This is a genomic window from Nocardia spumae, assembly GCF_020733635.1.
GTDB lineage: Bacteria > Actinomycetota > Actinomycetes > Mycobacteriales > Mycobacteriaceae > Nocardia > Nocardia spumae.
In genome coordinates this window covers 3,239,091-3,252,941 of the sequence record NZ_JAJFZL010000001.1, presented here as the reverse complement: position 1 = coordinate 3,252,941, position 13,851 = coordinate 3,239,091, and the positions used below count along the sequence as shown (strand labels likewise).

Below are 13,851 nucleotides of genomic sequence, written 5' to 3'. Positions count from 1 at the left end.
CGTGAACTACCCACCCAGCGCCATATCGAGAAAGCTCTGCACCGATCGGCCCGGAACGGGGCGGGTGCGCCAGGCCAGCCGCAGTTGTGAGGCCGGAGCATCCGGGATATCGAGGTAGACCACCCCCGGATGGGGAGCCCGGGATCGGGCGAGTTCGGGGACGGCGCCGATGCCCCGGCCGGCGGCGATCAATTCGATCCATTCGTCGAAATTCGTGCAGGTGATGATCTCACGGTCGGCATCGGTTGCGGGCCAGCTGGTTTCGTCGGTGGTGCCCGAGACGGTGTTGACCACCAGCGGGTAACGAACGAGATCCTGCCAGCGCAACGCGCCCGCGCCCGCCGGCGCCGAGTTCGCCGCGACCGCGGCCACCCGCCGCTCGGTACCGATGATCCGGCCCGCCACCGTAGCGGGCAGGCGAATATCCTTGCGATACAACGCGATATCGATCTGTCCGGCCGTCACCGCCGCGATCGGATCGTCGATTCGATGGATTTCGACTCGCCCGCCGCGGGCTTCGAAGCGCGTTCGCACATCGGTGAACCAGTCGTCGGGCAGCAGCCAGGAGAACCCGACCGACACCCCCGCCCGCATGCGCAAGTCCGAGACCACGGTGTCCACGTCACCGAGGATGCGCCGCGCGGCCGCGAGCAGGTACTCCCCCTCCTCGGTCAGCGCGAACCGGCGCGCACTGCGTTCGATCAACCGGCAATCGAACACCCGTTCGGCCTGCTGCACCGTGCGGGTCAGAGACGGTTGAGTCGTGTGCAGCCGGGCGGCGGCGCGGGTGTAGTTGCGCTCCTCGCACAGCACGAGGTAGGCGCGCAGATGCCGCAACTCCAGATTCATACATTCAGCGTATACATCGTGCACAAGAAGCATTTCACAGGTCGGCGAACGGTCCGTAGCGTCGGATGACGTGACCATCGCACCCACCCGACACGCCTCCTTGGCGCCCGCGCTGCGCGCCTCGGCGGGTTTGGCCGCGGCCATGGGAATCGGCCGTTTCGCCTTCACGCCGCTACTGCCGGTGATGATCGACGCCGGACGGCTCAGTGCCCATACCGGAGCGGTCGTCGCCGCCGCCAACTACGCCGGCTACCTCATCGGCGCGGTGGCAGCGGCGAGATTTCCGGAATATCAGGGCCGCAGCGCTTTTCGCGTGGCCGGTGCGGCGCTGATCCTGAGCGAGGCGGCGATGGCCGTCCCCGCGCCGACACTGTTTCCGGTGGTTCTGCGGGTGATCGCCGGTATCGCCAGCGCGGTGTTGTTCATCGGCTGCGCCCAGATCGCCGCCCGTCACGAAAATCGCAGGCGCGCGGCGGGTATCGCCTTCGCCGGCGTCGGGTCGGGCATCGCGGCCACGGGCGCGCTCGTTCTGATCGCGCAATCGGCGCTGTCGTGGCAGGCACTGTGGCTGGCCTCGGCCGCGCTCACCGCCGTGCTGGTGTGGCCCGCACTGAGTCTCGATATTCGCGGCGGTACCCGCACGGGGGCGGCGACGGTACGTGTGCGGAGCTCGTGGCGGTTGCTGCAGCTGACCTATTTCCTCGAGGGCGTCGGCTATATCGTGCTGGGCACATTCCTCGTCGCCGCGGTCGATGCGGCGGGTCACCGCGCGGCCGGAACCGCGATCTGGATCGTGGTGGGCCTCGCCGCGGCGCCGGCGACGATCGTCTGGGGTGCGATGGCGCGCCGGATGACCCCGGCGGTGGCGCTGGTCTGCGCGCTCCTTCTGCAGACCGTCTCGGCTCTGCTGCCCGCACTGTCGGCCGGTATCTGGCCCGCGGTCGTCTCGGCGGCGCTGTTCGGCGCGACCTTCATGGGCATCACGCTGCTGGCCCTGGAAATCGGCAGCGATCTGGCCGGACCGGGGGCGGCGGCGACGCTGACCGCCGGCTACGGGCTGGGTCAGATGCTCGGGCCGCTGGTCGTGGCACCGGTACTGGGAGACAGCTACGACGCCGCGTTCACCATCGCGGCGGTGACTCTGGTGGTGGCCGCCGGTGCGGCGCTGGCGATCGTGCCGCGCCGGCGGAGTCGCGGCGGTCCCGCCGACGCGGAACCGCCTGCCCCGGTCAGGCGAACTTGATCTCGAAGCCGATACCGATGACGGCGATGAACCAGATCAGGCCCACGAAAATGGTGATGCGGTCGAGGTTCTTCTCGACCACCGTGGATCCGGACAGGCTCGACTGCACACCGCCACCGAACAGGCTGGACAAGCCTCCACCCTTCGCACGGTGCAACAACACCAGCAGCACCAGCAACACGCTGGTGATCACCAGGAGGATATCCAGGAACATTTCCATGCCGACAGTTTATGCGGATGCTCAGCCCACCACCGAACCGGCCGTCATGCCGCCGTCGACGACGAATTCCGCACCGGTGCAGTAGCTGGATTCGGTACTGGCCAGAAAGACCACCACATCCGACACCTCACCGGGCATTCCCAGCCGGGCGCGCACATTGTCGGCGCGATCGACCACGACCTCCCCGGTGACACCGATCATGGGGGTCATGATGCCGCCGGGATGCACCGAGTTGACCCGCACGCCCTCGGGCGCGAGTTCCAGCGCGGCCGACTTGGTCAGACCCCGCACCCCGAATTTGGACGCGGTATAGCCGTGCATCCCGCCGACGCCCTGCATCCCGGCGGCGGAGGAGATATTGACCACCGCGGCGGGCCGGGCGGCCACCAGTGCGTCGCGGGCGGCGCTCAAGCCCAGGAACGGACCGGTCAGGTTGATATCGATGACCCGCTGCCACTGCTTCTCGGTGTAGGTGCCCAGCGGCCCGCCGTCGAGCACGCCCGCATTGTTGACCAGGACGTTCAACCGGCCGAACCGTTCGACGGTCGCGGCGACCGCGGCCTCCCAATCGGTGGACTCGGTGACGTCGAGGTGCACGTAGGCGGCGTGTTCACCGAGTTCGGCGGCCAGCGCGCGCCCCGCGTCGTCGGCGATATCACCCAGCATCACCCGCGCCCCCTCGGCCACGAAGGCCCGCGCGTGGGAGGCGCCCATACCCGAGGCACCGCCGCTGATCAGGGCGACTCGTCCGGCTAAACGTCCACTCATGAATATCTCTCGCTCTCTCAACTGTCGCCGGTGATCGGTGCGGGAATCAGCTCGCGGGCACGGCGGGCCCGTGCAACCGCAGGACACATCGGGTGCCGGTGTAGATGCTCGGCATACATTCGTTGCAGTGGATGCAGGCCGAGCGGGTGGTGGCGTCGAAGCGGATCCGTTGCAGCAGATCGGGTTCCCGCAGCAGCGCACGGCCCATGGCGACGAATTCGAATCCCTCGCGCCGCGCCCGCTCCATATCGTCGATATCGGTGACCCCGCCGAGCAGGATCAGCGGCATCGACAATTCGCGCCGGAACTGGCGGGCGCGCTCGAGCAGATACGTTCCGTGATACGGGTATTCGCGCAGAAAAGCCTTGCCGATGAGCCTGAAGCCGAACCGCGCCGGGCCGGGCAGGACTTTGGCGAACGCCTGCCGCGGCGCATCGCCGTGGAAGTAGAGCATGGGATTGAGCAGCGAACTGCCCGCGGTGAGCTCGAGGGCGTCCAGTCCGCCGTCGGCCTCGAGCCAGGACGCGACCCGAATCGATTCGGCGAGTGAGAAGCCGCCGCGCACACCGTCTTCCATATTCAGCTTGGCCAGAATCGCGAGGCGGCCACCGACGGCCTCGCGCACCGCGGTGGCGATCTCGCGGGCCATGCGGGCGCGGTTGGCCAGCGACCCGCCGTAGCCGTCCTTGCGCCGATTCAGCAGCGGACTCAGGAACGAGCTGACCAGATAGTTGTGACCGAAATGCAGTTCCACGGCGTCGAATCCGGCCTCTTCGGCCAGCAGGGCCGCCCGGGCGTGCGCGGCGACCAGATCCTGGATCTCGGCCACCGACGGCGACTGCATCATCTTCATACTCAGCGGCGACAGCAATCGGGTGGGCGCCAGCGTCGGAGCCTGATTGGAGGCGGCGTTGGCGACCGGTCCGGCGTGACCGATCTGAGCGCTGGCTTTGGCCCCCTCGGCGTGAATGGCATCGGTGAGCCGCCGCAGGCCCGGAACCGCCGCGGGGCGCATCCAGATCTGGTGGCGATCGGTGCGGCCGCCCGGCGCGGTCGCGCAGTAGGCGACGGTACTCATCCCGAGCCCGCCGGCCGCCATCTCCCGGTGGAAGTCGATGAGTTCGTCGGTGACCAGCGCCTCGGGGGTCCGGCCTTCGAAGGTGGCGGCCTTGATCACCCTGTTGCGCAAGGTGATCGGGCCCAGATCGACGGGTTCGAAGATATCGTTCACTGCTACTCCTGTGTGGCTGTCCGTGCAGGGGCCGGGCCGGGCGGGGCCGTCAGTCCGGCGATGACGAATTCGCGCAATGTCGCGACCGACGAGGGTGCGATGTCGTAGTCCTCGGTGCTGCCGAAACGCATGATGATCAGGTCGAAGGCCAGCTGCCAGCGCCGGCGTCCCTCAGCGGGGGGCAGTCCGGGCAGCAGCCGCGACCACGACTCCATCCGGAACCACTCGTGCTGCCACGACATCGGCCGCCGGCGCAGGATCAGCCCGGCCAGCAGCCGCAGATGCAACCGGCCCACCGGATCGGCCGCGAGCCCGACGAACGGCTCGATGACCGCGTCCACGACCGCCGGAACCGAGCGCGGTTCGGCGCCGGTGGCCGCGGCCAGACCTTCGGCCCACAGCGGTCCGAGCCGATCCTCGATCAGCGCGGCGATCAGCGCTTCCTTGGATCCGAAGTGATAGTGGACCGCGGCCGGATTGGCACCGGCGGCGGTGCAGATCGCCCGCACCGAGACATCGTCGTAGCGCTCGGTGAGCAGGAGCCGCTCCGCGGCCGCCAGCAGCCGTTCCCTGGTACCCGACACCACCTTCTCGCTCATGACCGCTAGTGAACCACGACACAGAACAGGTTTCAATCATTGATTGAATCAGTGTGAGGAACACCTGGAGTTCGCGAGCGCGAACGCCGTGCCGGCAGACCGACGGCCACGCGACCACCGGGGCGGTCCGGCCGACTCGGTTTCGACAGTCCGCAGCCGGGAATCGCGTCATCTCAGGACGGAACGAGGCGAGACGACAGGCGAGGTGTGATGCGGCGATTCGATGTGGTCGTGCTGGGAGCGGGTTCGGGCAACATGGTGATCGGAGACGAGTTCTCCGGACGGGACGTGGCGATCGTAGAAGAACGCGCATTCGGCGGAACGTGCCTGAACTTCGGATGTATCCCCTCGAAGATGCTGGTATATCCGGCTCAGGTCGTGGATTCGCTGGCAGCGGCCCCGGCTCTCGGAGTCCGAGCGCACGGCCGGGGCCTGGACTGGGAACAGGTCAGCACACGAGTGTTCGACCACACCGATAAGGTCGCGGCAGCGGGTCGGCGCGACCGGATCGAGTCCGATTTCGTCACGGTGTACGAGGGGCACGCCCGGTTCCGCGGCCCCCGGACGATCGAGATATCGCGGGCCGACGGCCGGATCGAGGAGATCACCGCCGAACAGATCGTGATCGCCGTGGGTGGACGACCGGCTGTCCCGGCGCCGGTGCGCGAAGCCGGAGTGGCCTACGAAACCTCCGACACCATCATGCGGATCGGCCGGGCGCCCCGGCATCTGGCGATCCTCGGGGGCGGTTACGTCGCGGCGGAACTGGCCCAGGTCTTCGCCGCCGCCGGTAGCCGGATCACGCTCATCGAGCAACAACACACGTTGCTCGGCGCGGCACAGGACGACGATATCCGCGCCACCTACACCGCCCTCGCGACCGAGCGCTACGCGCTGCGCCTGGGCGCGGAAGTCGTCGAGGCCGCAGGGCGGGACGGGCAGCTCCGTCTCGACCTGGACTCCGGCGACCCGGTCGAAGCGGACATCCTGCTGGTCGCCGCGGGTCGCACCCCCAACACCGATCGCCTCGCAGTGGCCGCGGCCGGTGTCGAGATCGACGAACACGGTGGGGTGATCGTCGACCGATTCGGGCGCACCAGCGCCGAGGGCATCTACGCGCTGGGCGACGCGTGCGACACGGTGCCGCTCAAACACGTCGCCAACCGTGAAGCCCGCGTCGTCGCGCACAACCTGCTGCATCCGGACGACCCGGTGTCGGTCGACGACGTCCCGGTACCGTCGGCGGTGTTCACCACCCCGCAGATCGCCGCGGTCGGCCGTACGGAGAATCAGTGTCGCGCAGCGGGTCTCGACTACCGGGTCGGGGTCGCCCACTATCGCCGGATCGCCTACGGCTGGGCGTGCCGGGACGACACCGGCTTCTGCAAGGTGCTCACCGACGCCGACGGGCAGATAGTCGGGGCCCATATCCTCGGCCCACAGGCCGCGACGCTGATCCAAATCTTCGTCGTGGCCATGAGTTTCGGGATCCGGGCGCAGCAACTGGCACAGCGGCCGCTCTGGGTCCATCCCGCGCCCAGTGAGATCGTCGAACGCGCGCTGTTGGACCTGCATCATCCGGACCGGACCTGCTGACACAACTCATCCGCCACTGTGCGGCGGATGTTCGTCTGTCATTCGGGCCGGCCACGACCGGTCATCCGGAACGCACGTGTGGCGGGGCCGGATATCCGGCCCCGCCACGGCGGTCGGTCCTACGATCGGGCGACTCGAACAGCGCACCGAAGAGCCGACAAGGGTCTACTTGTCGAAGGCGTCTTTCACCTTCTCGCCGGCGTCTTTGAGATTGGACTTGGCCTGATCGGCCTTGCCCTCATTCTTCTTGTCCTTGTCACCGGTCGCCTGACCGAACTTTTCCTTGGCCTGACCTGCGAGATCATCGAGCTTGTTCTTGGCTTTGTCCGTGGCGCTCAAGACTGTCTCCCTTCGCGAGATGGTCGGCGGCAGTCGCCGCCTACCTGCTCCCGCAATAGCCGATGACGGTGAGGCCAAACAGCGCCTGCCGGAACGAACGGGAGGTGAGGTCAGCGCCCCCGACTCACCGTCCGGCTCGGGAGCGGACCTGCTCGCATGCGGTGATGATCCGTTCGATCTGCCCGGCGGTCAGCGCGGCGTGCAGGGACAGACGGATCAGCCAGCGGCCGCGGGGGGTGGCCGGCGGGCAGAACGGGGCGCCGATCACCCCGTGCGCCTGCAGGACCGCGCGGGCCGCTCTGCCGGCGGCTTCGGTCCCGGTGGGCAATGCCACGATGTGGCTGTCCGCCCCCGCCATATCCGAACCCAGGTGGATGAGCGCGTTGCGGACGGTGTGGGCAATCTCGCGAAGCCGGGTGCGGCGGCCGTCCTCGGCCCGGATCACGTCCAGCGCGGCGGAAAGGCCCGCGATGTCGTGGGCGCGCAGAGCCGTGGAGAAGATCGCGGGGTAGGCCACCGACTCGAAATAGGGCGCGAAATCGGGGTCCAGCGCGGTGACCACTCCGGCTCGTCCGACGAATGCCTTGGCCAGACTGGCTGTGCGGAACGGAATCCGCTGGGTCAGCCCGAGCTCGGCCACCGCACCGGCCCCGTGCGGGCCGTCGACGCCGAGCGAATGCGATTCGTCGACCACGAGGACGGAGCCGGTCTCGTCGGCGACGTCGCACAGCTCGGCCAGGGGGCTGCGAGCGCCCGTGGTGTTGTCGATCGCGTCGACGGCGATGATGCCCGGGCCGTGGGCGTGGATCCGGGAAGCCAGTTCGGCGGGATCGTTGCGGGCGAAGGTGTGCGCCGGCGCGCCGGCGGCGGCCGCCGCCTGCCGCCAGGACATGTGGGAGTACTCGCCGATATGGACCGGAACTCCCGGCGCCGCTATGACCTGCAGCAAACCGATGTTGGCCTCCCAGCCCGACTGGCACATCACCGCCGCGCCGGCGCCCATGTAGCCGGCCAGGCGGCGCGCCAGCGGGCGAGTTCCGGACTCGACCGGGGCGAGCAGCGCCGCGGTCATAGCGCCGGTGATCCGGCTGTCGCGGGATAAGGCCAGGTAGTCGCTGGTCGACAGTCTGATGTCGGCGGCGGAGGTGTCAGCGGACAAGAACAGTCTGGCGTCCCGCAGATCCGCTGCTCGGCCGCGATCGATGCGCTGCCGGATGCGCTCGGCGACTGTTGCCACCTCGTTCTCCTTCGTCGGTCGCCCTCTGCTGTCCGAGGTGCCTTGTCCGGTGTGATCCGCCTTGCCGATCGGTGCCCTGCTCGCAGTTGCCGCACGAAGTCGTGTTGATGATCATCCCGCACTCGGAGACTCTCGTGTCGGGCAATGCGGTGACGAAACCATGACGGCACCGTGGTCGATCGCGCCGGAAGTCCGCACCGGTGCGCGGCCACGTCGGCGCCGTTGATGAAGACGCCCGACGGGAACGGGCGCACGCGCGATCACGACACAGGGGAACGCCCGAGGACTACGGACCGACGGCCGGTCCGGCGATTACGTCGCGCACAGCGTCATCCGACGGATGCGTTCGGCGGCGCCGGGCGGCGACAGTGGGGAGCGCAACCGAGAACCGCTGCAGGAGAACACATCATGGATATGAAGCTGGAAGTCGTCGTACTCCCCGTCGCCGACGTCGACCGCGCCAAGGCCTTCTATACCGACGAGCTCGGATTCCGGCTCGACGCCGACTTCCCGGTCGACGACGGCTATCGGGTCGTCCAGGTGACCCCGCCCGGTTCGGAGTGCTCGATCATCTTCGGTACCGGCCTCACCGAGGCCGCACCCGGCAGCCTGCACGGACTCCACCTGATCGTCACCGATATCGAGGAGGCCGTCGCCGCGCTGACCGGGCACGGGGTCGTGGTGGAGGGCCCGTTCCGTGACGCCACCGGCGTGTTCCACCACGCCGGCGCCGAGAGCCGGGTACCGGGCGCGGACCCGCGGCGGCGCAGCTACGGCTCGTTCGCCGCGTTCACCGATCCGGACGGCAACGCCTGGTTCCTGCAGGAAGTCACCCAGCGCGCCCCCGGCCGCTGATCGACGCGAAAGCGATTCCCCATGTCCGACACGCACATCCACACCTACGACGTGGTGATCATCGGGGCCGGACCGGTCGGCGAGAACGTCGCCGACCGCACCCGCGCCGCCGGGCTGGCCACCGTGGTCGTCGAATCCGAACTGGCCGGGGGCGAATGCTCCTACTGGGCCTGCGAGCCCAGTAAGGCCCTGCTGCGCCCGGCTCTGCTCTACCGCGAAGCCGCACGTTTCCCCGGCGTCGCCACCGCGGTCACCGGCCCGCTGGACGCGGCCGCGGTGCTGACACATCGTGACCGCATGACCGCGGACTGGGACGACCGCGACCAGATCACCTGGCTCGAATCGGTCCACGTCGATGTCGTGCGCGGGCACGGCCGGCTCGACGGACCACGCCGGGTGGCGGTCCGGACCCCCGGCGGGGACACCGTGCGGTTGCTCGCCCGGCACGCGGTGGTCGTGTGTACCGGCACCACCGCCGCCCTGCCACCGCTACCGGGCCTGGACTCGGTGCGGGCGTGGACCAGCCGCGAAGCCACGAGCGCCCGGGAGGTGCCGCGCCGTCTCGCGATCCTCGGCGCGGGGGTGGTGGCCACCGAGATGGCGGCCGCCTGGCAGGCATTGGGCGCGCGGGTCACCCTCATCGCCCGGGAATCACGGCTACTCGGCCGGGTGGAGGACTTCGCCGCGGACCTGGTCGCCGACCGTCTTCGCCAAGCCGGTGTCGACCTGCGATTCGACACCACCATCACCGCCACGGAACGCGTCGGCGAACCCGACGACAGCGTCCGTCTCACTCTCGCCGACGGCACCCAGCTGATCGCGGACCAACTGCTCCTCGCGACCGGACGCGCACCCCGCACCGACGATGTCGGCCTGGACACCGTCGGCCTGTGCCCGGGGCAATGGCTGACCACCGACGACAGCTTCACCGTGGATGCGGTCGACGGCGACTGGTTGTACGCGGTCGGCGACGTCACGCACCGGGCCCTGCTCACCCATCAGGGCAAATATCAGGCACGGATCGCGGGGGCGGTGATCGCCGCTCGTGCCCGAGGGCAGCGGCTCGACACCCGCCGGTGGAGTCCGCACAGCGCCACCGCCGATCACGAGGCGGTCCCGCAGGTCGTGTTCACCGATCCGGAGGTCGCGGCCGTCGGCCTCACCACCGCCGAGGCGGCCCGCACCGGCCGAGCGGTGGATGTGGTCGACTACGACATCGGCCGGGTCGCGGGTGCGATCCAGCACGATCCCGAATACCGGGGCCGAGCGCGCATCCTGATCGACCCGCGACGGCAGACGATCGTCGGCGCCACCTTCGCCGGATCCGGTGTGGCCGAACTACTGCATTCGGCGACCATCGCCATCACCGGCGAAGTGCCACTCGACCGGCTCTGGCACGCGGTGCCGGCGTTCCCGACCATCAGCGAGGTCTGGTTACGGCTGCTGGAGACCTACCGCGACCGGCCCGGAACCTGATCGCCGCGCCGAGCTCGCCGGCGGCGCGAAATGCCGCCGGCACCGATGAGTCTCGTGTCTGTTCCTCGTCTACAGGACACGGACCGCCGCCGGGCGGCGTCGACGGAGCACCGGAAAGGGCGTGGCACGTGCGCACCACACTGTCGAAGGACGGCACGAACGTGGCCTACGACGTCCGCGGTGACGGGCCCGCTCTGATCTACATCACCGGCGCCACCTGTTTCCGCACCTTTCGCCCGGTGGTGGCCGACGCGAAGGTGTTCGCCACCGCGTTCACCGTGTACACCTACGACCGCCGGGGCCGTGGCGACAGCGGCGACACCCTCCCCTACCGAGTCGCCAACGAGATCGAGGACGTCGAGGCGATGATCGACGCCGCCGGCGGCAGGGCACATCTGTACGGCCATTCGTCCGGTGCGGCACTCGCACTCGAGGCGGCACTGCGCCTGCCGCGCAAAGTCGACCGGGTTGTGATCTACGACGCGTCCTACGTACACGACGAACCGGAGCGGGCCGCGTACGCGACACTGTCCCGACACGTCGGCTCATTGCTCGACCGAGGCGAAAACAGCCGTGCGATAAAGCAATTCCTGTGCGGCATCGGGATGCCACGCTTCTTCGTTCATCTGCTTCCGGTCGTTCCCGGCTGGACGACGATGAAAGCGCTCGCTCCCACGCTGCGCTACGACATCGCCCTGACCGCCGACCTGCCGCCGGTCGACCGCTTCACGGAAATCGAGGTACCCGTGCAGGTCCTCGCCGGCGGGCGGAGTCCGGCAGGTCTGCTCGATGTCGCCCGCAGCATCGCCGAAGCCGTACCGGGATCGGGCTACCGGGTGCTCGACGCTCAGGACCATATGGCCGATGCGAAAGTCCTGCTGCCTATCCTGCGCGACGCGCTGGTCGGAAGCTGAGCCGTGGGGCCGATGCCGAGCCGCGGCCTCGCGCGATCGTCGCCGTTATACCGCGACCAGCAGCACGCTCACCACGAGTATCGAAGCGATCCACGCGATCCAGACGCCGACAGCAGAGGGACCGCGGCCGTAGCACGGCGCAACCGCGAGATGACGCCGGCGCCGGATCGGAAGGCTGGGAACACTCATCGATCGTCTCCTTCGATAGCGAACTCGGTGCGGGCGCTGCGATCCGGTTCCATCGCTTGCGGGGTCGCCGGATCTCTGTCAGGGGGCCTCATGTCATCGTCCTCCTGCTTGCGCGTCCTCCTGCTTGCGCGTCCTCCTGCTTGCGCGTCCTCCTGCATTCGCACGGCCGTCGCCGCGCCCACCGTGCAGTCAGGTCATCGCCTCCCCCGCCGATGGGGTGATGCGATGATTCGCCGACACCTCGGTGGTATCCCGAGCCGACCGCGGTAAACCGTGGACGCCTCCCGCTCGCCGGCCTCCGGAGCCGGGGGCTGCCCGCGGGTATCGGGCACGAGCCGACCCACGAATCGTGGCTGCCCGCGGCGGGCCGGCGCACTACCGCTCACAATTGGTGGACATGTCAAGGAATACCTCGGGCGGGCTCCTCGTTCAGGTGATTGAACTTTTGATCAGACAACCAGGAGGCGGCCATGCAGTTCGGTATCTTCACCGTCGGCGACGTCACCGTCGACCCGACCACGGGCGTCGCGCCCACCGAGGGCGAACGCATCGACGCGATGATGCGTCTCGCACTCGAGGCCGAGAAGGTCGGCTTGGACGTGTTCGCCACCGGTGAGCACCACAACCCGCCGTTCGTGCCCTCCTCGCCCACGACCATGCTCGGCTGGGTCGCCGCCCGCACCGAGAAACTGCAGCTGTCGACCTCGACCACGCTGATCACCACCAACGATCCGGTGAAGATCGCCGAGGACTACGCGATGCTGCAGCACCTGTCCGGCGGACGCGTCGATCTCATGATGGGACGCGGCAACACCGGACCGGTCTATCCGTGGTTCGGCAAGGACATCCGCAAGGGCGTCGATCTCGCGATCGAGAACTACCACCTGCTGCGCCGGCTGTGGCGCGAACGCGTCGTCGACTGGCAGGGCCAGTTCCGCACCCCGCTGCAGGGATTCACCGCCACCCCCGCACCGCTGGACGGCACCCCGCCGTTCGTGTGGCACGGCTCCATCCGCTCCCCCGAGATCGCCGAACAGGCCGCCTACTACGGTGACGGCTTCTTCCACAACAACATCTTCTGGAACAAGGAACACACCGAGCAGATGGTTCGGCTGTACCGGCAGCGGTTCGAGCACTACGGTCACGGCGCGGCCGATCAGGCCTTCGTCGGACTCGGTGGGCAGGTGTTCATGGCCGAGACCGAGGCCGCGGCCAAGAAGTTCTTCCGGCCGTACTTCGACAACGCTCCGGTCTACGGGCACGGTCCGTCGCTGGAGGATTTCACCGAAATGACGCCGCTGACGGTGGGCACCCCGGAGCAGGTCATCGAACGGACACTGGGCTTCGCCGATTACGCCGGTGACTACCAGCGGCAGCTGTTCCTGATCGACCACGCGGGACTGCCCCTCGACGTGGCGCTGGAGCAGGTCCGGATCCTGGGCGAGGAAGTCGTGCCGGTGCTGCGCAAGGAATTCGAATTGCGCCGTCCCGCACACGTTCCCAGCGATCCCCCGACCCACGCCTCGCTGGTGGCCGCCGGACCGGACGCGCCGCATCACCTGGTCGAGCCGGCCCGGGAGCGGCTGCTCGCCGCCGCCGAACAGGCTTGACCACAGACCTCCGCAGCATCGAAACGAGGACGAAAACCCATGTCGTACACTGTCGTCGTACTCACCGCCGGGTTGTCGCAGCCGTCGAGCACGCGCCTGCTCGCCGACCAGCTCGCCGATGCCGTCTCCGCCGCGGTCGCCGCGCGCGGTGAGGCCGTCGATATCGAGATCATCGAATTGCGGGATCTGGCTGCCGATCTCGCCGCCACCATGGTCTCCGGCGGGCTGCCCACACCCGCGGTGGCCGCGGCGCGGGAGAAGGTGTCGGCGGCCGACGGCCTCATCGCCGTCACACCGGTCTTCGCGGCGAGCTATTCGGGCCTGTTCAAGATGTTCATCGATGTGCTGGACACCGAGGCACTCAACGCGATGCCGGTCCTGATAGCCGCGACCGCCGGTACCGCCCGGCACGCGCTGGTGCTCGACCACGCGATGCGGCCGCTGTTCACCTATCTGCGGGCAGTCGTGGTGCCGACCGGGGTCTTCGCCGCGACGGAGGATTTCGGATCGACCGGACTGGGCGAACGTATCCATCGCGCTGCCGCCGAATTCGCCGCCCTCGTGGTGGCGGTGCCGACCGCTGTCGCGGGGTTCCTGCCCGAACCCGCCCGGCCACGCCGGTCGGGTAACCAGCTGGGTGAGGTGACACCGTTCAGCAAGCTCCTGGCCGGGCACACCGGTCACGTAGAGCAGCCACACCAGCGGGCAGACCAGCGGTAGTCACG

15 protein-coding genes are annotated in these 13,851 nt (G+C 68.7%); 7 read left to right on the top strand and 8 right to left on the bottom strand.

Annotated features, from left to right (window positions below; translation table 11 throughout):
* Positions 1 to 6 precede the first annotated feature (6 nt).
* Positions 7 to 849, bottom strand: coding sequence for a LysR family transcriptional regulator (locus LKD76_RS14475; protein ID WP_227981848.1), 843 nt, complete (start codon positions 847 to 849; stop codon positions 7 to 9).
* A 70-nt stretch (positions 850 to 919) separates the two neighbouring features.
* On the opposite strand from LKD76_RS14475, the gene LKD76_RS14470 reads away from it, so the two are divergent.
* Entirely contained in the window at positions 920 to 2,092 is a 1,173-nt protein-coding gene (locus LKD76_RS14470; RefSeq protein ID WP_227981847.1) for a YbfB/YjiJ family MFS transporter, read from the top strand.
* Here the strand turns inward: LKD76_RS14470 and secG are convergent.
* Genes secG through LKD76_RS14450 form a run of 4 tightly spaced genes read right to left on the bottom strand, consistent with a single transcriptional unit; the run spans position 2,079 to position 4,910 of the window.
* The gene (secG, locus tag LKD76_RS14465; RefSeq protein ID WP_227981846.1) at positions 2,079 to 2,312 is read right to left on the bottom strand and encodes a preprotein translocase subunit SecG; all 234 of its coding nucleotides are present in this window, start codon (positions 2,310 to 2,312) and stop codon (positions 2,079 to 2,081) included. The genes LKD76_RS14470 and secG overlap by 14 nt on opposite strands.
* Before the next feature lie 21 nt (positions 2,313 to 2,333).
* The gene (locus tag LKD76_RS14460) at positions 2,334 to 3,080 is read right to left on the bottom strand and encodes an SDR family oxidoreductase (RefSeq protein WP_227981845.1); all 747 of its coding nucleotides are present in this window, start codon (positions 3,078 to 3,080) and stop codon (positions 2,334 to 2,336) included.
* Positions 3,081 to 3,126: 46 nt separating this feature from the next.
* Entirely contained in the window at positions 3,127 to 4,311 is a 1,185-nt protein-coding gene (locus LKD76_RS14455) for an NADH:flavin oxidoreductase (RefSeq protein WP_227981844.1), read from the bottom strand.
* A 2-nt stretch (positions 4,312 to 4,313) separates the two neighbouring features.
* Positions 4,314 to 4,910: a TetR/AcrR family transcriptional regulator gene (locus LKD76_RS14450; protein ID WP_227981843.1), complete on the bottom strand. Its 597-nt coding sequence runs from the start codon at positions 4,908 to 4,910 to the stop codon at positions 4,314 to 4,316.
* Between the two features lie 210 nt (positions 4,911 to 5,120).
* Here LKD76_RS14450 and LKD76_RS14445 point away from each other — a divergent pair, with 210 nt between their 5' ends.
* A complete protein-coding gene (locus LKD76_RS14445) occupies positions 5,121 to 6,506 on the top strand; it encodes a mycothione reductase (protein ID WP_227981842.1) in 1,386 nt (461 codons plus the stop codon).
* A 165-nt stretch (positions 6,507 to 6,671) separates the two neighbouring features.
* Here the strand turns inward: LKD76_RS14445 and LKD76_RS14440 are convergent, their stop codons facing one another.
* Together LKD76_RS14440 and LKD76_RS14435 are read right to left on the bottom strand one after the other, a co-directional pair.
* Positions 6,672 to 6,845 (bottom strand): CsbD family protein, encoded by a 174-nt coding sequence (locus LKD76_RS14440; protein WP_227981841.1) that lies wholly within the window; start codon positions 6,843 to 6,845, stop codon positions 6,672 to 6,674.
* Between the two features lie 124 nt (positions 6,846 to 6,969).
* The gene (locus LKD76_RS14435; RefSeq protein ID WP_227981840.1) at positions 6,970 to 8,082 is read right to left on the bottom strand and encodes an aminotransferase class I/II-fold pyridoxal phosphate-dependent enzyme; all 1,113 of its coding nucleotides are present in this window, start codon (positions 8,080 to 8,082) and stop codon (positions 6,970 to 6,972) included.
* Positions 8,083 to 8,490: 408 nt separating this feature from the next.
* Between LKD76_RS14435 and LKD76_RS14430 the strand changes: the two genes are divergently transcribed.
* From LKD76_RS14430 to LKD76_RS14420, 3 genes are all read left to right on the top strand, one after another.
* Positions 8,491 to 8,937, top strand: coding sequence for a VOC family protein (locus LKD76_RS14430; RefSeq protein ID WP_227981839.1), 447 nt, complete (start codon positions 8,491 to 8,493; stop codon positions 8,935 to 8,937).
* Positions 8,938 to 8,958: 21 nt separating this feature from the next.
* A complete protein-coding gene (locus LKD76_RS14425) occupies positions 8,959 to 10,413 on the top strand; it encodes a dihydrolipoyl dehydrogenase family protein (protein ID WP_227981838.1) in 1,455 nt (484 codons plus the stop codon).
* Positions 10,414 to 10,541: 128 nt separating this feature from the next.
* Positions 10,542 to 11,327 carry an alpha/beta fold hydrolase gene (locus LKD76_RS14420; protein ID WP_227981837.1) on the top strand — a complete coding sequence of 262 codons (786 nt, stop codon included), beginning with the start codon at positions 10,542 to 10,544 and terminating at the stop codon, positions 11,325 to 11,327.
* 45 nt (positions 11,328 to 11,372) lie between these two features.
* Here the strand turns inward: LKD76_RS14420 and LKD76_RS14415 are convergent, their stop codons facing one another.
* Complete coding sequence (locus tag LKD76_RS14415; RefSeq protein WP_227981836.1) at positions 11,373 to 11,516, bottom strand: hypothetical protein; 144 nt, start codon at positions 11,514 to 11,516, stop codon at positions 11,373 to 11,375.
* Positions 11,517 to 11,986: 470 nt separating this feature from the next.
* Here LKD76_RS14415 and LKD76_RS14410 point away from each other — a divergent pair, with 470 nt between their 5' ends.
* Both LKD76_RS14410 and LKD76_RS14405 read left to right on the top strand, forming a co-directional pair.
* Positions 11,987 to 13,126 (top strand): LLM class flavin-dependent oxidoreductase, encoded by a 1,140-nt coding sequence (locus LKD76_RS14410; RefSeq protein WP_227981835.1) that lies wholly within the window; start codon positions 11,987 to 11,989, stop codon positions 13,124 to 13,126.
* Positions 13,127 to 13,165: 39 nt separating this feature from the next.
* Positions 13,166 to 13,846, top strand: a complete 681-nt coding sequence (locus LKD76_RS14405; protein ID WP_227981834.1) for an FMN reductase — start codon at positions 13,166 to 13,168, stop codon at positions 13,844 to 13,846.
* Positions 13,847 to 13,851 lie beyond the last annotated feature (5 nt).